16 protein-coding genes are annotated in these 17,756 nt (G+C 71.5%); 9 read left to right on the top strand and 7 right to left on the bottom strand.

The window, feature by feature from the left end:
* The first annotated feature begins 79 nt into the window (after positions 1 to 79).
* Together miaA and dapF are read left to right on the top strand one after the other, a co-directional pair.
* Entirely contained in the window at positions 80 to 991 is a 912-nt protein-coding gene (miaA, locus tag ACYVLJ_RS14935) for a tRNA (adenosine(37)-N6)-dimethylallyltransferase (protein ID WP_460439025.1), read from the top strand.
* A gap of 10 nt (positions 992 to 1,001) precedes the next feature.
* Positions 1,002 to 1,829, top strand: a complete 828-nt coding sequence (gene dapF / locus ACYVLJ_RS14930) for a diaminopimelate epimerase (RefSeq protein ID WP_460439024.1) — start codon at positions 1,002 to 1,004, stop codon at positions 1,827 to 1,829.
* 16 nt (positions 1,830 to 1,845) lie between these two features.
* Here the strand turns inward: dapF and valS are convergent, their stop codons facing one another.
* Together valS and ACYVLJ_RS14920 are read right to left on the bottom strand one after the other, a co-directional pair.
* The gene (gene valS / locus ACYVLJ_RS14925) at positions 1,846 to 4,356 is read right to left on the bottom strand and encodes a valine--tRNA ligase (protein ID WP_451973858.1); all 2,511 of its coding nucleotides are present in this window, start codon (positions 4,354 to 4,356) and stop codon (positions 1,846 to 1,848) included.
* A gap of 9 nt (positions 4,357 to 4,365) precedes the next feature.
* Positions 4,366 to 5,619, bottom strand: a complete 1,254-nt coding sequence (locus ACYVLJ_RS14920; protein WP_451973856.1) for an MFS transporter — start codon at positions 5,617 to 5,619, stop codon at positions 4,366 to 4,368.
* A 61-nt stretch (positions 5,620 to 5,680) separates the two neighbouring features.
* Here ACYVLJ_RS14920 and ACYVLJ_RS14915 point away from each other — a divergent pair, with 61 nt between their 5' ends.
* Genes ACYVLJ_RS14915 through ACYVLJ_RS14905 form a run of 3 tightly spaced genes read left to right on the top strand, consistent with a single transcriptional unit; the run spans position 5,681 to position 8,727 of the window.
* Entirely contained in the window at positions 5,681 to 6,184 is a 504-nt protein-coding gene (locus tag ACYVLJ_RS14915; protein WP_451973854.1) for an ArsR/SmtB family transcription factor, read from the top strand.
* A gap of 42 nt (positions 6,185 to 6,226) precedes the next feature.
* Positions 6,227 to 7,669 carry a GTPase HflX gene (hflX, locus tag ACYVLJ_RS14910; RefSeq protein WP_451973852.1) on the top strand — a complete coding sequence of 481 codons (1,443 nt, stop codon included), beginning with the start codon at positions 6,227 to 6,229 and terminating at the stop codon, positions 7,667 to 7,669.
* Positions 7,670 to 7,722: 53 nt separating this feature from the next.
* Positions 7,723 to 8,727: a hypothetical protein gene (locus ACYVLJ_RS14905; protein WP_460439023.1), complete on the top strand. Its 1,005-nt coding sequence runs from the start codon at positions 7,723 to 7,725 to the stop codon at positions 8,725 to 8,727.
* A gap of 197 nt (positions 8,728 to 8,924) precedes the next feature.
* On the opposite strand, the gene lexA is transcribed toward ACYVLJ_RS14905, so the two are convergent.
* Positions 8,925 to 9,584 carry a transcriptional repressor LexA gene (gene lexA / locus ACYVLJ_RS14900; protein ID WP_460439022.1) on the bottom strand — a complete coding sequence of 220 codons (660 nt, stop codon included), beginning with the start codon at positions 9,582 to 9,584 and terminating at the stop codon, positions 8,925 to 8,927.
* Between the two features lie 353 nt (positions 9,585 to 9,937).
* Here lexA and ACYVLJ_RS14895 point away from each other — a divergent pair, with 353 nt between their 5' ends.
* The 3 genes from ACYVLJ_RS14895 (at position 9,938) to ACYVLJ_RS14885 (ending at position 14,091) form a co-directional block, all read left to right on the top strand.
* Entirely contained in the window at positions 9,938 to 10,405 is a 468-nt protein-coding gene (locus tag ACYVLJ_RS14895; protein WP_460439021.1) for a LysM peptidoglycan-binding domain-containing protein, read from the top strand.
* Positions 10,406 to 10,757: 352 nt separating this feature from the next.
* Positions 10,758 to 11,252, top strand: a complete 495-nt coding sequence (gene nrdR, locus ACYVLJ_RS14890; protein WP_451973846.1) for a transcriptional regulator NrdR — start codon at positions 10,758 to 10,760, stop codon at positions 11,250 to 11,252.
* 31 nt (positions 11,253 to 11,283) lie between these two features.
* Complete coding sequence (locus tag ACYVLJ_RS14885) at positions 11,284 to 14,091, top strand: vitamin B12-dependent ribonucleotide reductase (protein WP_460439020.1); 2,808 nt, start codon at positions 11,284 to 11,286, stop codon at positions 14,089 to 14,091.
* A 27-nt stretch (positions 14,092 to 14,118) separates the two neighbouring features.
* Here the strand turns inward: ACYVLJ_RS14885 and ACYVLJ_RS14880 are convergent, their stop codons facing one another.
* The 4 genes from ACYVLJ_RS14880 to ACYVLJ_RS14865 are packed head-to-tail and all read right to left on the bottom strand — an operon-like array spanning position 14,119 to position 16,829.
* Positions 14,119 to 14,910 (bottom strand): isocitrate lyase/PEP mutase family protein, encoded by a 792-nt coding sequence (locus tag ACYVLJ_RS14880; protein ID WP_460439019.1) that lies wholly within the window; start codon positions 14,908 to 14,910, stop codon positions 14,119 to 14,121.
* Positions 14,907 to 16,358 (bottom strand): MFS transporter, encoded by a 1,452-nt coding sequence (locus tag ACYVLJ_RS14875; RefSeq protein WP_460439018.1) that lies wholly within the window; start codon positions 16,356 to 16,358, stop codon positions 14,907 to 14,909. The genes ACYVLJ_RS14880 and ACYVLJ_RS14875 overlap by 4 nt, the downstream gene beginning before the upstream one ends.
* Position 16,359: 1 nt before the next feature.
* Positions 16,360 to 16,674 carry a VOC family protein gene (locus tag ACYVLJ_RS14870; RefSeq protein WP_460439017.1) on the bottom strand — a complete coding sequence of 105 codons (315 nt, stop codon included), beginning with the start codon at positions 16,672 to 16,674 and terminating at the stop codon, positions 16,360 to 16,362.
* Positions 16,671 to 16,829 (bottom strand): ribbon-helix-helix domain-containing protein, encoded by a 159-nt coding sequence (locus ACYVLJ_RS14865; RefSeq protein WP_451973836.1) that lies wholly within the window; start codon positions 16,827 to 16,829, stop codon positions 16,671 to 16,673. The genes ACYVLJ_RS14870 and ACYVLJ_RS14865 overlap by 4 nt, the downstream gene beginning before the upstream one ends.
* 101 nt (positions 16,830 to 16,930) lie before the next feature.
* On the opposite strand from ACYVLJ_RS14865, the gene ACYVLJ_RS14860 reads away from it, so the two are divergent.
* Complete coding sequence (locus tag ACYVLJ_RS14860) at positions 16,931 to 17,665, top strand: ferritin-like domain-containing protein (RefSeq protein ID WP_460439016.1); 735 nt, start codon at positions 16,931 to 16,933, stop codon at positions 17,663 to 17,665.
* Positions 17,666 to 17,756 lie beyond the last annotated feature (91 nt).

Genomic DNA, 17,756 nt, shown 5'->3' with positions numbered 1-17,756 from the left:
TACCGGATGAGCCACTCGAAGCACGTGATCCTACTTCCGGTGGACGCTCCGTGGCGGCCCGCCGGTATCGTCAGCCGCCGTGAACAGCTCCGTCGTCCCGCTCGCGGTGGTCGGGCCGACGGCCACCGGCAAGACCGCGCTCGCCGTCGACCTGGCCCTGGAGCTGGGCGGCGAGGTGGTCAACGCCGACGCGCTGCAGCTCTACCGGGGGATGGACATCGGCACGGCGAAGGCCACCGCCGAGGAGCGCCGCGGCGTCCCGCACCACCTGCTCGACGTCCTGGACGTCACCGAAACGGCGTCCGTCGCGGCCTACCAGCGCGAAGCGCGCGCCGAGATCGAGCGGATCCTGGCCGCCGGCCGGGTCCCGGTGCTGGCCGGCGGGTCCGGCCTCTACGTCCAGGCCGTGCTCGACGACCTGCGCTTCCCCGGCACGGACCCGGCCGTCCGGGCCCGGCTGGACGCGGAGGCCGAGCAGCTCGGCACGCCCGCGTTGTACACCCGGCTGGGTGAACGCGACCCGGCCGCGGCGGCGGCGATCCTGCCGACCAACACCCGGCGGATCGTGCGTGCCCTCGAAGTCATCGAGATCACCGGCGAGCCGTTCTCGGCGAACCTGCCCGAGCCGGGCCCGGCCCGGTACGGCACCGTCGTGGTCGGCGTCGACCGCGATCCCGCCGAGCTCGACGAGCGCGTCGACGAGCGCGTCCGGCGGATGTTCGCCGCCGGGCTGGTCGACGAGGTCCGCGCGCTGGTGAAAGCGGGCCTGCGCGACGGGAAGACGGCGTCCCGGGCGCTTGGCTACCAGCAGGTGCTCGCCGAGCTGGACGGCGAAGGCGACTTCGACGCGGCCGCCGCGGCGACGGCGCAGGCGACGCGGCGCTTCGTCCGGAAGCAACGGTCCTGGTTCAAGCGCGACAAGCGGATCCACTGGTTCGACGGCGCCGGGCCGGGGCTGGCCGAGCGCGTCCTGGATACCCTGGGCCGGTAATCTTGCCCCCATGGGCGGAATCGAGTTCCTCAAGGGGCACGGCACGCAGAACGACTTCGTGCTGCTCCCCGACGCGGCGGGCCGCCTCGAGCTGACCGAGGCGAGGGTCGCCGCGCTGTGCGACCGCCGCCGCGGCCTCGGGGCCGACGGCGTGCTGCGCGTCGTCCGCGCCGCCGCGCTCGACCTGCCGTCCGCGGGCGAGTGGTTCATGGACTACCGCAACGCCGACGGCTCGATCGCGGAGATGTGCGGCAACGGCGTGCGGGTCTTCGCCCGCCACCTCGTCGACTCCGGCCTGGCGACCGAGGGCGAGTTCGTCGTCGGCACCCGCGCGGGCGACCGCCCGGTGGTGGTGCACCCGGACCGCTCGGTGACCGTCCACATGGGACCGGCGACGATCACCGGCACGTCGGTCACGGTGGTGGCCGGCCGCCCGTTCTCCGGCGTGGCGGTCGACGTCGGCAACCCGCACCTGGTGTCGGTGCTCGACGACGACGTCGCGGACCTCGACCTGCGCGACCAGCCCGACTTCGACCACGACGTCTTCCCGCACGGGGTCAACCTCGAGTTCGTCAACCGGCTCGGCGAAGGCGCGCTGCGGATGCGCGTGCACGAGCGCGGCGTGGGCGAGACCCGGGCCTGCGGCACGGGCACGGTCGCCGCGGTGGCGGCGGCGGTCCACCTGGCGGGCACGGACACCGGCGCGGCCACGGTCGACGTCCCGGGCGGCCGCGTGTCGGTGACGGTGTCGCGCGGCGCGTCGACGCTGTCGGGCCCGGCGGAGATCGTGGCCCGCGGCGAGATCGACGAAGCCTGGTGGGCCGCCGCCGGTTCCTGACGGCGGCCCGGCGGCGTCAGATCTTCGCGTCCACCGCGAACTCGCCTTCGCGCGTCTCCACGGATCCGATCGCGCCCGCGACCCGGATGTCCGCCTGGATGCCGGCGAAGCGGGCCAGCACCTCGGCCGGGCCGGTCAGCGTGAGCGTCTCCACCGGGGTGCGCATCGACACCTTCGCGTCCGTCTTCGCCCGGCGCACCGCCGCGATCACGTCGCTCGCCAGGGACAGCAGCTCCGGGTCACCTTCGGCGGTGAGCGAAGGCCAGGAAGCCCGGTGCACCGAGCCTTCCCGCCACCACGACCAGACCTCCTCGGTCGCGAACGGCAGGAACGGCGCGAACAGCCGCAGCACCGCCGACAGCGCCGTCACCAGCGCGGCCTGCGCGGACGCCGCGGCCTCCGGGCCGAGGTCGCCGTACGCGCGGCCCTTCACCAGCTCCACGTAGTCGTCGCAGAACGTCCAGAAGAACGTCTCGGTCACCTGCAACGCCCGCGCGTAGTCCAGTGCCTCCAACGCCGCGGTCGCCGAGGAAACCACCGATGACAGCCCAGCCAGCAGCGCCCGGTCGAGGGGCTCGGTCGCGACCGCGTCCGGCGAAGGCACGCCGAGGCCCAGCACGAACCGGCTCGCGTTGAGCAGCTTCGTCGCCAGGCGGCGGCCGACCTTCATCTGGCCTTCGTCCACCGCCGTGTCGACGCCCGGGCGCGCGCTCGCCGCCCAGTAGCGGACCGCGTCGGAACCGAAGCGCTCCAGCAGGTCGACCGGCGTCGTCACGTTGCCCTTGGACTTCGACATCTTCTTGCGGTCCGGGTCGAGCACCCAGCCCGCGATCGACGTCTCGCGCCACGGCAGCACGCCGTGCTCCAGCTCCGCCCGCACCGCCGTCGAGAACAGCCAGGTGCGGATGATCTCGTGCGCCTGGGGCCGCAGGTCCATCGGGAACACGCGGGCGAACAGGTCGTCGTCGAGGGTCCAGCGGCCGACGATCTGCGGCGTCAGCGAAGACGTCGCCCAGGTGTCCATCACGTCGGCTTCCGCGACGAACCCGCCGGGCACGCCGCGCTGGTCCTCGGTGAAGCCGGGCGGGACGTCGCTGCTCGGGTCGACCGGCAGGTCCTCCGGCAGCAGGCGCGCGTCGTGGTCGGGCTCGCCGTTCGCGTCGAGCCGGTACCACAACGGGATCGGCACGCCGAAGAACCGCTGGCGGCTGACCAGCCAGTCGCCGGCCAGGTTCTCGACCCACGACGAGTACCGGACGCGCATGTGCTTCGGCACCCAGTTCAGTTCCTCGCCCCGGGCCAGCATCTTCTCCCGGAACGCCTCGTCGTTGCCGCCGTTGCGCAGGTACCACTGGCGGCTCGCGACGATCTCCAGCGGCTTGTCGCCCTTTTCGTAGAACTTCACCGAGTGTGTGATCGGCCGCGGTTCTCCCCGCAGGGCACCGGCTTCGCGCAGCAGGCGCACCACGATTTCGCGTCCCGTGTGGACGGTCTTGCCGGCCAGCGGCGCATAGGCCCCGGCCGGGACGTCGTGCGGCGCGTCGGGCAGGAACCGGCCGTCGCGCCCGAGCACGACCCGCGTCGCCAGCCGCAGTTCACGCCACCACGTGACGTCGGTCGTGTCGCCGAACGTGCACACCATCGCGATGCCGCGGCCCTTCTCCGGGTCCGCGAGGTGGTGCGCCACGACGGGCACCTCGACGCCGAACACCGGGGTGCGCACGGTTTTCCCGAACAGCGGCCGGAACCGCTCGTCGTCCGGGTGGGCCACCAGGGCGACGCACGCGGGCAGCAGCTCCGGCCGGGTCGTCGCGATCACGACGTCGGCGCCGTCGGGGCCGGTGAACGCGAGGTCGTGGAACGCGCCCGGGCGTTCGCGGTCCTCCAGCTCGGCCTGGGCCACCGCCGTGCGGAACGTGACGTCCCACAGCGTCGGCGCTTCGGCCTGGTAGGCCTCGCCGCGGGCCAGGTTCTTCAGGAACGCGCGCTGCGAGATCAGCCGCGAGTCGTGCCCGATCGTCTGGTAGGTCATCGTCCAGTCGACCGAAAGGCCGAGGCGCCGCCACAGCTCTTCGAAGACCTGCTCGTCGGTTTCGGTCAGCGTTTCGCACAGTTCGACGAAGTTGCGCCGCGAAATCGAGACCACGTCCTTGCCCGGCTTCTCCGGGGCGCGGAAGGCCGGGTCGTAGGGCAGCGACGGGTCGCAGCGGACGCCGAAGTGGTTCTGCACGCGACGTTCGGTCGGCAGGCCGTTGTCGTCCCACCCCATCGGGTAGAACACCTCGAGCCCGCGCATCCGCTTGAACCGCGCCAGGACGTCGGTGTGGGTGTAGGAGAACACGTGCCCGATGTGCAGCGACCCGCTGACCGTCGGCGGCGGCGTGTCGATCGAGTAGATCTCTTCACGCGTCTTCGTGCGGTCGAAGCGGTAGGCGCCGGTGGATTCCCATACGGGTACCCACTTGGCCTCCAGACCGTCGACACCGACCTTGTCCGGGACCTGGGGGCGTTGGTATGGGGTACTCATGAAGCAACTCTAGGCGGCGCTGGAACCGCTTTTCGCCGTGGTCGGCAGATCGCGCATGCGCCGCAACGGCGAGCACAGCACCCACAGCACGGCGGCGGCCTCGCCGGCCACGGCGACCCACACCGCGTCACGCAGCCCGAGCCACTCGCCCAGCGCGCCACCGAGCAGGCCGCCGAGCGGGATGGTGCCCCAGACGACGAACCGCACGCTCGCGTTCATCCGGCCGAGCAGCCGGTCCGGGCAGATCGCCTGGCGGTAGGAAACCTGGGCGATGTTGTAGACGATGATCCCGAAGCCGCTGACGACCAGGCCGAGCCCGGCGAGCACGGTGCGCCAGCCGGGTGCGGCCAGCGGCACCAGCAGGCTCGCCGGCATGGTGACCAGGGGGAGCAGCCAGATCGCGCGCGCCTGGCCGATCCGCCGGGTGATCCCGCCCGCGCAGAGCGCGCCCGCGATCCCGCCCGCACCGCCGGCCGCCAGCAGCACGCCGATCGCGGCCGGCGGCAGCCCGACCGTCCGCGTCAGGAACAGCACCTGCACCGCGTTCAGCGCGGCGCCGAACAGGTTGGCCGTCGCCGTGCACCCGACGATCGCGCGCAACGGCCGGTCCGAGAACACGAACCGCAGCCCCTCGGCGATCTGCGGGAGCAGCCGGGCGTGGCCCCCGCGCACCGGCTCGGGCTCGGCCGCGCGGATGCGCAGCAGGCACAACGCCGACGTGAGGAAGCCGAAGCCGGTGACGAGCACGGTGTTCGCCGCGGTGATGAGCTGGACCAGCACGCCGGCCGCGCTCGGCCCGGCGATCTGCGCGGTCGACTGGACGGCCTGCAGCTTCGCGTTGCCTTCCAGCAGGTGCTCCCGGCCGACGAGCGAGGGCAGGTACGACTGGTAGGCGACGTCGAAGAACAGCGTCGCGATGCCGACGAGCAGGACGACCACCAGCAGCTGGGCCAGCGTCAGCACCCCGGCCCACCAGGCGACCGGCACGCTCAGCAGCAGCGCGAAGCGGGTGAAGTCGGCGGTGAGCATCACCCGGCGGCGGCTCAGCCGGTCGACCCACACGCCGGCGGGCAGCCCGAGCAGCAGGAACGCCAGCGTCTCGGCCGCGGTGAGCAGGCCCATCTCGAACGGCGTCGCGGCCAGTGTCACGGCGGCGAGCAGCGGGACGGCGGTGTTGCCGACGAACGTGCCGAACTGGCTGGCCGTGTCGCCGGCCCACAGCCGCCTGAAGTCGGCGTGGCGGAAGAGGGACCCCCTGGGCATGCCCCGAGTGTGGCGTGAGTGATTGGAAAGCGTCAATCACTTTTCGCTCTAGGCTGAGCGCGTGCTCCCCGCAGAACGACGCGCCGCGACCGAAGCCGAGGCCGCCGCGCTGGCCTCCGGAATACGGCTGCGCATCATCCGGTTGACCTTCTCGGAGGCGCTCACGAACAAGGAGCTCGCCGAGCGGCTGGGCCGCGACCCGGCGACGACACTGCACCACGTGCGCCGGCTCGTCGAGACCGGTTTCCTGGCCGCGCAGCCGCCGCGGCGCGGCGCGCGGGGCGCCAAGGAAATTCCGTATCTTTCGACCGGTCTTTCCTGGACACTCGACTCATGCGGTGACAAGGACGTGGAACAGGCGGTGCTCGAGGCCTATCTGGCCGAGATCGCCGAAACCGGATTCGAGGGCGTGCACCAGTCACGCCTGGTCGTCCAGGTGGCCCCCGAGGAGCGAGCGGAGCTGGAAACCCGGCTCAACGCCCTGCTCGAGGAGTTCCGCGCGCGCCCGCGCCGTCCCGGCGCCGAGCGCACCGCGATCTACCTCGCCACCTATCCCAGCACGTAAAAGTTCGGTTCCCGCGGCGAATCGTGGGACCATGGAGGCACGATGACAGAACTGACACACACCGAAGACCACGACGACGACCTGTACGACCCTTCGACAGGCGAGATGGAGCTCGAGGACCGGGCTTCGCTGCGCCGGGTCGCGGGACTGTCCACCGAGCTCGAGGACGTCACCGAGGTCGAGTACCGGCAACTGCGGCTCGAACGCGTCGTGCTGGTCGGCGTGTGGACCGAGGGCACGGCCCTGCAGTCCGAGGCGTCGCTGGCCGAGCTGGCGCGCCTGGCCGAGACGGCGGGCTCGGAAGTCCTCGAAGGTCTCATCCAGCGGCGTCCGAAGCCGGACCCGGCCACCTACATCGGCTCGGGCAAGGTCAAGGAGCTGCGGGACATCGTCGGCTCCACCGGCGCCGACACGGTGATCTGCGACGGCGAGCTCTCGCCGGGCCAGCTGCGGCAGCTCGAGGAGAAGGTCAAGGTCAAGGTCATCGACCGGACCGCCCTGATCCTCGACATCTTCGCCCAGCACGCCCGGTCCAAGGAGGGCAAGGCGCAGGTCGAGCTGGCCCAGCTGCAGTACCTGATCCCGCGGCTGCGCGGGTGGGGTGCGTCGCTGTCCCGGCAGGCCGGTGGGCGCGCCGGCGGCGCGAACGGCGGCGTCGGCCTGCGTGGTCCCGGTGAGACCAAGCTCGAGACCGACCGGCGGCGGATCAACAAGCGCGTGGCGAAGCTGCGCCGTGAGATCGCCGCCATGGACACCATCCGCGAGACCAAGCGCGGGCGGCGGCTGGCCAACGAGGTGCCCAGCGTGGCGATCGTCGGCTACACCAACGCCGGCAAGTCGAGCCTGCTCAACGCGCTGACCGGGGCCGGGGTGCTGGTGGAGGACGCGCTGTTCGCCACCCTCGACCCGACCACGCGGCGCGCGCAGACCGCGGACGGCCGCGGCTACACGCTGACCGACACCGTCGGCTTCGTGCGGCACCTGCCGCACCAGCTGGTGGACGCGTTCCGCTCGACGCTGGAGGAGGCCGCGGACGCGGACCTGCTGCTGCACGTGGTGGACGGGTCCGACCCGGCGCCGGAGGAGCAGGTCAGCGCCGTGCGCGAGGTGCTCGGCGAGATCACCCGCAAGCGCAAGGAGCCGCTCCCGCCGGAGCTGCTGGTGATCAACAAGACCGACGCGTCCGACGAGGTCAGCCTCGCCCGGCTGCGGCACGCGTTGACCGGGTCCGTCCAGGTCTCGGCGCGGACCGGGGCGGGCATCGCGGAGCTCGTCGAGGTGATCGCCGACCGCCTGCCGCGGCCGGAGGTCACGGTCGACGTCCTCGTGCCCTACTCGCGCGGCGAGCTGGTCGCGCGGGCGCACGCGGACGGCGAGGTGCTCGAAGAGGAGCACGCCGAAGACGGCACGCGCCTGCTGGTGCGGGTCCGTCCGGACCTCGCCGCGGCTTTGCGGGACTACGAGACCAACTCGACCAGGGCCTGAGACGTCTCCGTAGTGTGCTTTCCGGGTGGATCGCACACTACGGAGGTGGCTGGGTGCGCTGGGTGGTCGCGGTCGCGGCGGTTTCGCTGGCCCTGGTGAGCGGGCCTGTCCCAGCGTCGGCGGCGCCGGCACCGGAGCCGCTGTGCACGGTCAAGGACTCGCGCCTCAACGAGCTTTCCGGCCTGGTCTCCGACGGCTCGAAGCTGTACGCGATCAACGACGGCGGCGCGAAGGTCCAGGTGTTCGTCCTGGGCCGCGACTGCAGGGTCCAGCAGGTCCTGACGGATCGGACGGACCCGTTCGACGTCGAGGACCTGGCCCGGACCCCGGACGGCACGCTGTGGCTGTCCGACACGGGCGACAACCAGAAGGGCCGGCTGACGGTCGCCCTGCTGGAGATGAGCCCGCAGGGCAAGGTGACGCTGCACCGGCTGACCTACCCGGACGGCCAGCACGACACCGAGGCGCTGCTGATGGACAAGTCCGGCACGCCGTACCTGATCACCAAGGACATCCTCGGCGAGGCTCGCGTCTACCGGCCGTCCGGGCCGTTGGCGAGCCCCGGGCCGACCAACCTGGAGAAGGTCGGCTCGCTGAAGATCAAGGAGACCGACACCCCGGGTGGCCCGGTGGGTTCGCTCGGCTCGGTCCTGGTGACGGGTGCGGCTTCGACGGCCGATGGCAGCGTGGTAGCGCTGCGGACGTACACGGACGCGTACTTGTACCCGGTCCCGGACGGCGACGTCCTGGCGGCGCTGCACCAGACCCCCGTTCGCATCCCCCTCCCGGGGGAAAAGCAGGGCGAGGCGATCGCGTTCGACCCGGACGGCACGCTGCTGTCGGGAAGCGAAGGGGTGGGCGAGCCGATCCGCGCGGTCAAGGGCGCGGCGGCGTCCGCTCCCGCGGCGTCTTCGGCCGGCAAGCCGGGCACGGCATCGGGTGGCGTGTCCGCTTCGGACGGTGGGGGAGTACCGCTCCTGCCCGCGGCGGGCATCACCGTGGCCGTGGTCGGGCTCGGGTGGTTCGGCTTCAGCCGCCTGCGACGGCGCCGGGGCTGACAGCCGGGCGCCGCGCGAGCCTGCGCGTCCACATGCGACCGCGTCACCGCGGGTGCGGGGCGCGCAGGCCGAAGCCGCGCGCTCCGGCGCACCCGCGAGGATCATCCGATCGGGGTGGGGGAGGGACCGGGCTTCCCGTCCGCCCACCACCGGTACCGGCGACCGGTTCTGCCCCCAGATCCGGCCGCCGGCGGGGATCAGAGCCGCCGCAGCACCGCCACGACCTTGCCGAGCACCGTCGCGTCGTCGCCGGGGATCGGCTCGTACGCCTCGTTGTGCGGCATCAGCCAGATGTGGCCGCTCTTGCGCTTGAACGTCTTGACCGTGGCCTCGCCGTCGATCATCGCCGCGACGATCTCGCCGTTGTCCGCGTCCGGCTGCTGCCGGACCACGACCCAGTCGCCGTCGGTGATGGCCGCGTCGACCATCGAGTCACCGGTGACCTTCAGCAGGAACAGCTCGCCCTCGCCGACGATCTCCCGCGGCAGCGGGAACACGTCCTCGATGGCCTGCTCGGCCAGCACCGGGCCACCGGCGGCGATCCGGCCGACCAGCGGCACGTACGCCGCTTTCGGCATCGACGGCGGCTGGTCCATCTCGATGCCCATGGGGTTGTCGTCGGTCGCCGACAGGACGCCGACCGCGCGCGGGCGGTTCGCGTCGCGCCGCAGGTACCCCTTGCGCTGCAGGGCGCGCAGCTGGTGCGACACCGACGACGTCGACGTCAGCCCGACCGCCTCGCCGATCTCGCGGACGCTCGGCGGGTAGCCGTAGCGGCTGACCCAGGTGCGGATCACGTCGAGCACCTGCTGCTGGCGGACGGTGAGGGTCTCGTCCACGTCGTACACCTCGGGCATGGAGTGCACCTGACCCCCGGGGGACCCACTGGTCCTGCCCGCCTTGTTCTCCTTCGCCACTGCGTCGCCTCCCAGACGTTCGCTGCACGTATCGCGCGCCGGCCGCCGCCCGCCGGGTGCGGGCAGCCTCGCCGGCGGCATCTGCCCGGCAGATGCCCTGGTCACCGACGTTAGCCCCCGGGCACGACGATTTCAAACATCTGTTCGATCGACACGCCGTGTCCGCTCGATTTTGTCGGTGGTAGGTGGTAGACCTTCGCACGGGCGTTCGATAGAACGCCTGTTCGACCTTGATCCACGGGCCGGCACCGGCCCCGGAAACGGGCGGACACCAGGGTTTCGAGGAGGTTCGGATGTCCATTCTGGCCGAACGCGGGCACGCTCGCCCGGCGACCCCGGTCCCGGCGCACCCCGGCCCCGTGCGCGTGACGCGCGGGCGCCGCGGGGAGATCCAGCGCCCGCCGACACGCGCACGGGTCGTCGCGGGCCGCCGCCCGGCCGGCGCGCCCTGCGCGGCGCCGAGGCGGGTGCCGGTCCGGTGGCCGTGGCTGGCCGCGCTGGCCGTCGCGAGCTGCCTCGTGGTCGTCGGGCTGGGCCTGCTCGGCGGGGGCTCCGCGAGCGCCCCGGTGCCCGAGCGCACCGCGACGGTGTCGGTCGGCCAGGGCGACACGCTGTCTTCACTGGCCGCGCGGTTCGCGCCGGAGAGCGACGCGAGCGCGGTCGTCGCCCGGATCAAGGAGCTCAACCGCCTCGACGACGCGGTGCTGGTGCCCGGGCTGCCGCTGACCGTCCCGGTCGACGGCGCCGTTCCCGCGCCGTGAAGATCACCCGCTCCGGTGAACCTGCCACTGGGCCGGACCGGTGAACGCCAGCGTCGCCGCGGGATGGCCCGTCCGCCCCTCACCCGGGCGGGGTCGACCACGGCCGTGCCGCTTGCGCACACCTCCGCCGAGTTCTACGCTCGCCCGCTATATGTAGTAGTTACACCGCTGTAGTTGGTCCACAGGTTGGGGTAGACTGGGCAGCAGTTGTCCACAGCTGGTCGGCCTTTACCCACCGGATGTCCACAAAACGATCACCAGGTGCAGGGGTGCCGGGTGCTCGACCGGCCGCGCGTGGCGGCCGGGGGACGTCGACCGGGGCGGCCGGCGCGGAGGGGAAGGTGATCGGCGGATGAGGTGCCCGTTCTGCCGGCATGCGGACTCTCGGGTCGTCGACTCCCGAGAGGTGGATGAAGGCCAGGCGATCCGCAGGCGGCGCTCGTGCGCGTCGTGCGGACGGCGGTTCACGACTTCGGAGACGATGGTGCTCGCCGTCGTCAAGCGGTCCGGGGTCACCGAACAGTTCAGCAGGGACAAGGTGGTGAGCGGCGTCCGCCGCGCCTGCCAGGGCAGGCCGGTCGACGACGACGCGTTGCAGCAGCTCGCGCAGCGCGTGGAGGAGTCGATCCGCTCCGCCGGGCTGGCGGAGATCCCGAGTCACGAGGTCGGCCTGGCGATCCTGGGCCCGCTGCGTGAGCTCGACGGGGTCGCCTACCTCCGGTTCGCCAGCGTCTACCGCTCGTTCTCCTCGGTCGAGGACTTCGAGAAGGAGATCGCCGATCTTCGTGAGGCCATGGCGGGTTCTGCTGCTCCGGAGGAGAGCGATCAGCGCGAAGACGGCAACTGACCGTCCCGCTGCGGGAGTGAGGGTTCGACCGATGACCGAAACCGTGGGAACCGGGGCCGGCGCGGCCGCCGGCAAGAAGAGCAAGGCGGCCGGCGGGCTGAGTGTGAAGCGCGTCTTCACCACCGAGGGCAAGCACCCCTACGACCAGGTGACCTGGGAACAGCGCGACGTCGTGATGACGAACTGGCGCGACGGCTCGGTCAACTTCGAGCAGCGTGGCGTCGAGTTCCCCGACTTCTGGTCGGTCAACGCGACGAACATCGTCACCAGCAAGTACTTCCGCGGCGCCGTCGGCAGCCCGCAGCGCGAGCGCAGCCTCAAGCAGCTGATCGACCGGGTCGTGAAGACCTACGTCAAGGCCGCGCGCGACCACGGCTACTTCGCGTCGCCGCAGGACCTCGAGATCTTCGAGCACGAGCTCACCTGGATGCTGCTGCACCAGGTCTTCAGCTTCAACTCCCCGGTCTGGTTCAACGTCGGCACGGCGTCGAAGCAGCAGGTCAGCGCCTGCTTCATCCTCGCGGTCGACGACACCATGGAGTCGATCCTCAACTGGTACCGCGAGGAGGGCCTGATCTTCAAGGGCGGCTCCGGTGCCGGCCTGAACCTCTCCCGCATCCGCTCCTCGAAGGAACTGCTGACCTCCGGCGGCACCGCGTCCGGGCCGGTCTCGTTCATGCGCGGCGCCGACGCGTCCGCGGGCACCATCAAGTCCGGCGGCGCCACCCGGCGTGCGGCGAAGATGGTCGTGCTCGACATCGACCACCCGGACATCGAAGAGTTCGTCCAGACGAAGGCGCGCGAGGAAGAGAAGATCAAGGTCCTGCGCGACGCCGGGTTCGACATGGACCTCTCCGGCGCGGACATCTCTTCCGTGCAGTACCAGAACGCGAACAACTCGGTCCGCGTGTCCGACGAGTTCATGCAGGCGGTCGAGAACGGCACCGACTTCGGCCTGCGCGCCCGGCTCACCGGCGAGGTGATCGACCGGACCGACGCGAAGAAGCTGTTCCGCAGCGTCGCGCAGGCCGCGTGGGAGTGCGCCGACCCCGGCATCCAGTACGACGGCACGATCAACGACTGGCACACCTGCCCCGAGTCGGGCCGGATCACCGCGTCGAACCCGTGCAGCGAGTACATGCACCTCGACAACTCGAGCTGCAACCTCGCGTCGCTGAACCTGCTCAAGTTCGTCACGCCCGAGGGCACCTTCGACGCGCCGCTGTTCGCGCGCGCCGTCGAGTTCGTCATCACGGCGATGGACGTCTCGATCTGCTTCGCGGACTTCCCGACCGAGCCGATCGCCGACACCACGCGCAAGTTCCGCCAGCTCGGCATCGGCTACGCGAACCTCGGCGCGCTGCTGATGGCGCTGGGCCACGCGTACGACTCCGACGGCGGCCGCGCGCTCGCGGCGGCGATCACGTCGCTGATGACCGGCGTTTCGTACCGGCGCTCGGCGGAGATGGCGCAGGTCGTCGGCGCGTACGAGGGCTACGCGCGCAACGCCGAGTCGCACCAGCGCGTGATGCGTAAGCACGCGGCGGCGAACGAGCTCGTCCGCACCTACCACTCGAACGACGCCGCGGTCCGCGCGCTGGCGACGGAGGAGTGGAAGAAGGGCATCGACATCGGCACGAAGCACGGCTGGCGCAACGCGCAGGCGTCCGTGCTCGCGCCCACCGGCACCATCGGCTTCATGATGGACTGCGACACGACCGGGATCGAGCCGGACTTCTCGCTGGTGAAGTTCAAGAAGCTCGTCGGCGGCGGCTCGATGCAGATCGTCAACCAGACGGTGCCGCGTGCGCTGGAGGCGCTGGGCTACCCGGCCGAGCAGGTCGAGGCGATCGTCGAGTTCGTGGCGCAGAACGGTCACGTCGTCGACGCGCCGGGGCTGCGGCCCGAGCACTACGAGGTGTTCGACTGCGCGGTCGGCGAGCGCTCGATCGCGCCGATGGGCCACGTCCGGATGATGGCGGCGGTGCAGCCGTTCCTGTCGGGCGCGATCTCCAAGACGGTCAACATGCCGGAGTCGGCGACGGTCGAAGAGGTCGAGGAGATCTACTTCCAGGGCTGGAAGCTGGGCCTGAAGGCGCTGGCGATCTACCGCGACAACTGCAAGGTCGGCCAGCCGCTGTCGACGGCGAAGAAGGAGTCGGCGGTCGCCGAGCCGGAGAAGGTCGTCGAGTACCGGCCGGTGCGCAAGCGCCTGCCGAAGAAGCGCCCGAGCCAGACGGTGTCGTTCACGGTCGGCGGCGCGGAGGGCTACCTGACGGCGGGCTCGTACCCGGACGACGGCCTCGGCGAGATCTTCGTCAAGCTGGGCAAGCAGGGCTCGACGCTGGCCGGCGTGATGGACGCGTTCTCGATGTCCATTTCGGTCGGTCTCCAGCACGGCATCCCGCTGGAGTTCTACGTCTCGAAGTTCTCGAACCTGCGCTTCGAGCCGGCGGGCATGACGGACGACCCGGACATCCGCATCGCGACGAGCGTGATGGACTACCTGTTCCGCCGCCTGGCGCTGGACTACCTGCCGTACGAAAAGCGTTCGCAGCTGGGCATCCTGTCGGCGGACGAGCGTTCGGCGGAGGTCGAGGCGAGCTACGGCACACCGGACCTCGAGACCCTGCGCTCCACAGTGGACTCCTCACCGGAACCGCACGCGGAGCAGCCGGAGGCCCCGCACCGCGAAGCCCACACGACGACGGAGCTGATGGAGCTCCGCCTCGGCAAGGCAGCGGACGCCCCGCTGTGCATGACGTGCGGAACGAAGATGCGCCCGGCAGGCTCGTGCTACGCCTGCGAAGGCTGCGGCTCGACCTCCGGCTGCAGCTGACGACCGGGGCTGCGGCAGGCGTCCGGCTCAGTCGAACGCCTGCCGCAGCTCGGACTTCGGCGGCAGCTCGCCGACGAAGCCGAACCGCCCCGCCAGCATCTCCCGCGCGCCGTCCATGAAGGACTTCAGCGCCAGGCGGGACAACGCCGCGCCGATGCTGATGCGGCGGACGCCGATCTCCGCCAGTTGCTCCAGGGTGATCGACGGGTCCGCGAAGCCCATCACCACGTTCACCGGCTTGCCCACCGACGACACCACCGCGCGCATCTCGGCGAGCGTGCGCAGGCCGGGCGCGTACAGTACGTCCGCGCCCGCTTCCTCGAACGCCTGCAGGCGCTTGATCGTGTCGGCGAGGTCGTCGATGCCCAGCCACAGGTTCTCGCAGCGCGCCGTGAGCACCACGCCTCGCGCCCGCGCCGTCTCCACCGCCGCGCGGACGCGGTCGACCGCCAGGCCGAACTCGTAGATCGGCGAGCCGCGGTCACCCGTGTGGTCCTCGATCGACGCGCCCACCGCGCCCGCTTCGGCGGCCGCGTCGATCATCTTCGCGGCCTCGGCCGGGTCGTCGGCGAAGCCGTTCTCGAGGTCCGCGTTCACCGGCAGCGGCGTCGCGTCGGCGATCTCGCGGATGTTGGCGAGGATCTCCGCCCGGGTCGCGCGGGTCCGGCCCACCACGTTGGCCACGCCGAGGCTCGTCGTGGCCAGAGCTTCGTAGCCGAGGCCGGCGAGCAGCCGGGCCGTGCCGGCGTCCCACGGGTTCGGCAGCAGGAAGGGTTCGGGGCGCTCGTGCAGCGCGCGGAACGCGTCGGCGGTCGTCATGCGTCCAGCTTCGCGCCCCGGCCGCCCTCGGACAAACGCGGAGTTTTCAGCCTTCGGGGACGCCGGCCGCGGGCCGCGGACAGGACCGCCGCGGCGAGCATGACCACCGTCAGGGTGGTGAACGCCGTGCTCAGCCCGTCGGTGAAGACCGTCGCGAGTGGACCGTCCAGGCGGGCCGAGCCGACGAAGATCGCGAACGCCGTGCCGCGCGGGATCGCCTGGGCGGCGACCAGGATCGCCGTGGTGAACGAGAACACCATGCCGATGCTCGCGAACGTCCGCAGCACGCCCGACGCGATCCCCAGCCGCTCGGGCGGGCAGGCCTTCATCACCGCGGAGCTGTTGGCCGGGTAGAAGAAGCTGCCGCCGATCATGATCACGACGTTGCCGGCCGCGGGCAGCCACAGCCCGCTCGTCGTGGTCATCCGGGCGAAGAGCACGAGGGCGACGACCGAAAGGCCGAGCCCGGCCGTCGCGGGCAGTGCCGGCCCGACGCGGTCGGCGAGCCGGCCCGCCCATGGGCCCACCGCGGCTCCGAGCACGTACCCCGGCAGGAGCAGCAGCGACGCGTCGATCGGGCTCAGCCCGCGGGGCCCCTGCAGGTACATGATCACCAGGAACAGCACCGCGAAGCTGCCGAGCCCCTGAAGCAGCGACGCCAGCAGCGACGGCGCCACGGCCGGGATCCGGAAGAGCGACAGGTCGACGGTCGGGTCCGGGTGCCGCAGCTCGACGACCACGAAGACGCCGAGCAGCACCAGACCGCCGGCCAGGTACGCGAGGTGTGTCCAGCGCGGGGGTTCCGCGGCCAGCGACGTCATCGCCCACGACACGCCGAACAGGCCCAGGCCGAGGGTGAGCATGCCGGCGACGTCGAGCCGGCGGCGCGTCCGCTCGCCGCGGTCGTGCAGGAAGCGCACGGCCAGCGCCAGCGCGACCGCGCCGATCGGCAGGTTGATCCAGAAGATCCAGCGCCACGACACCGACGTCACGATGATGCCGCCGAGCAGCACGCCGACCACCGAGCCGACCGAGTAGCCGAGCGCGTTGAACCCGTAGGCGCGGCCGCGCTCGGCCGGTGGGTACAGCTCGGAGATGATGGCGCCGCTGTTGGCGGCGATCAGCGCCGCGCCGAGGCCCTGGACGATCCGGAACCCGATGATCGACGCCGCGTCCCAGGCCAGCGCGCACAGCACGGAGCCGCCGACGAACACCGCGAACCCGGTCCGGTACATCCGCACCCGGCCGAACAGGTCGCCGAGCCGCCCCAGCTGCGTCGCGAGCACGGTGACGACGAGCAGGTAGCCGATGACCACCCAGGTGACCGCGGACAGCGAGATGTCCAGGTCGGCCTGGATCGCGGGGAGGGCGAGCACGACGATGGTGCCGTCGACGGCCGCGATGAGCACGCCGGTCATCACGACGAGCATGCCCAGGGTGCGGTGCACGTCAGCGCCTGGCCTGGAGGATCCACTCCCGCCCGTCGGGGTCGCGGACGGTCATCTCGCGGGTCCCGAAGTGCGTGTCCTCGAAGGGGGAGACGACCTCGACGTCGGGGGTCACCTCTTCGCCCTTGAGGACGATCTTCATCCCGGTCGGCCGGCTTTCGGGCACCTCGGCGACGAACACGTAGGGCCCGTCGCCGTTGCGCAGGAGCCCCGAGTTGTGGTCGGTGGCGAAGTCGAGCTCGAACCCGAGGGCCTGGAAGAACTTGGCCGCCTTGCCCCAGTTGTGGGTCTCGAGGTACACGGCTTCGATGGTCATCGCTGGTCTCCTTCGGTGTTGGCCAGGTACTGGCGCAGTGCTTCGGTCACGAGGGCCGAGAGGGATTGCCCGCGGTCGACGGCGTGGTGCTTGACCTCCCGGATGAGGTCCACGGGGAGGTACACGTTGAACTGCTTGACGTCCTTGTCCGCCATGACAGGATGCTAGCATCCTATGTAGCTAGCACGTCAACCTTCACCGGATCTCCACCGGAGCCGCCCGGAAAATCCACAGGCGCGCGGCAGGATCGGACCCGATGAACTGGTTGCGGGAGTTCGAAGCGGAAGCGGAGCGGCGACGGCGCCGGGAAGACCCGCCCTGGGCGCGCGGGGCCCGGCTGCACCCCGACGTCGCGAAGAGCGTCCAGCGGTTCCAGGTCGGCGAAGCCGGGGACGGCGCCAATCTCATCTCGAAGGCCGGCGGTGGCGACTACCTCGCCGCCGTCAAGCTCTTCGTCGCCGAGGAGCAGAACCACGCCCGGATGCTCGCCGAGCTGCTGGGCGCGGCCGGCGTGCCCACCATCGCCACGCACTGGACGGACGCGGTGTTCGTGTGGTTGCGCCGGGCGCTCGGGCTGCGGCTGGAGCTGATGGTGCTGCTCATCGCCGAGGTCGTCGCCCTGCGCTACTACCGCGCCCTGCGCGACGGCACCGCCGACCCGCTGGTCAGGCAGGTCTCCGCCCGGATCCTCGCCGACGAGGAACGGCACGTGCCCTTCCACTGCCACCGGCTGCGGACCGGCTTCGCGGGCTTGTCGAAACCGGCGCGCGCCGCCGTGTTCGCGGCGTGGCGGGTCCTGCTGCTCGGCGTCGCTGTCACGGTCGCCGCCGACCACGGCCCGGCACTGCACCGCCTGGGCGTCGGACGGCTCGTCTTCGTCGCGGACGTCCTCACGGCCTTCGAGGCCGCCCTCGCGCGGATCCGCGGCGAAGAGCCGAAACCGAAGCCGCGATACGTCCCGAAGCGCGCGAGGCCGCGCGGGCTGGTCTAAAGCAGGCTCGCCAGTTCTCGCAGCGACGCCGTGATCCGCTCCGGCGTCACGCCCTGCGCGCTGGTGCAGGTTCAGCTCCGGGGCGAGCGGG

Source organism: Amycolatopsis stemonae, from assembly GCF_054781455.1.
The sequence above is the reverse complement of the archived record's forward strand: the minus strand, read 5'-3'. Positions and strand labels throughout refer to the sequence as shown.

What these genes read in the sequence shown, in the direction of transcription:
- hflX (WP_451973852.1), top strand. Translation starts at nt 6,227, where the DNA reads ATGACAGAACTGACACACACCGAAGACCACGACGACGACCTGTACGAC.
- ACYVLJ_RS14860 (WP_460439016.1), top strand. Translation starts at nt 16,931, where the DNA reads ATGAACTGGTTGCGGGAGTTCGAAGCGGAAGCGGAGCGGCGACGGCGC.
- ACYVLJ_RS14880 (WP_460439019.1), bottom strand. Translation starts at nt 14,910, where the DNA reads ATGACGACCGCCGACGCGTTCCGCGCGCTGCACGAGCGCCCCGAACCC.
- ACYVLJ_RS14920 (WP_451973856.1), bottom strand. Translation starts at nt 5,619, where the DNA reads ATGCCCAGGGGGTCCCTCTTCCGCCACGCCGACTTCAGGCGGCTGTGG.
- nrdR (WP_451973846.1), top strand. Translation starts at nt 10,758, where the DNA reads ATGAGGTGCCCGTTCTGCCGGCATGCGGACTCTCGGGTCGTCGACTCC.
- ACYVLJ_RS14865 (WP_451973836.1), bottom strand. Translation starts at nt 16,829, where the DNA reads ATGGCGGACAAGGACGTCAAGCAGTTCAACGTGTACCTCCCCGTGGAC.
- ACYVLJ_RS14885 (WP_460439020.1), top strand. Translation starts at nt 11,284, where the DNA reads ATGACCGAAACCGTGGGAACCGGGGCCGGCGCGGCCGCCGGCAAGAAG.
- dapF (WP_460439024.1), top strand. Translation starts at nt 1,002, where the DNA reads ATGGGCGGAATCGAGTTCCTCAAGGGGCACGGCACGCAGAACGACTTC.
- ACYVLJ_RS14895 (WP_460439021.1), top strand. Translation starts at nt 9,938, where the DNA reads ATGTCCATTCTGGCCGAACGCGGGCACGCTCGCCCGGCGACCCCGGTC.
- valS (WP_451973858.1), bottom strand. Translation starts at nt 4,356, where the DNA reads ATGAGTACCCCATACCAACGCCCCCAGGTCCCGGACAAGGTCGGTGTC.
- ACYVLJ_RS14870 (WP_460439017.1), bottom strand. Translation starts at nt 16,674, where the DNA reads ATGACCATCGAAGCCGTGTACCTCGAGACCCACAACTGGGGCAAGGCG.
- lexA (WP_460439022.1), bottom strand. Translation starts at nt 9,584, where the DNA reads ATGCCCGAGGTGTACGACGTGGACGAGACCCTCACCGTCCGCCAGCAG.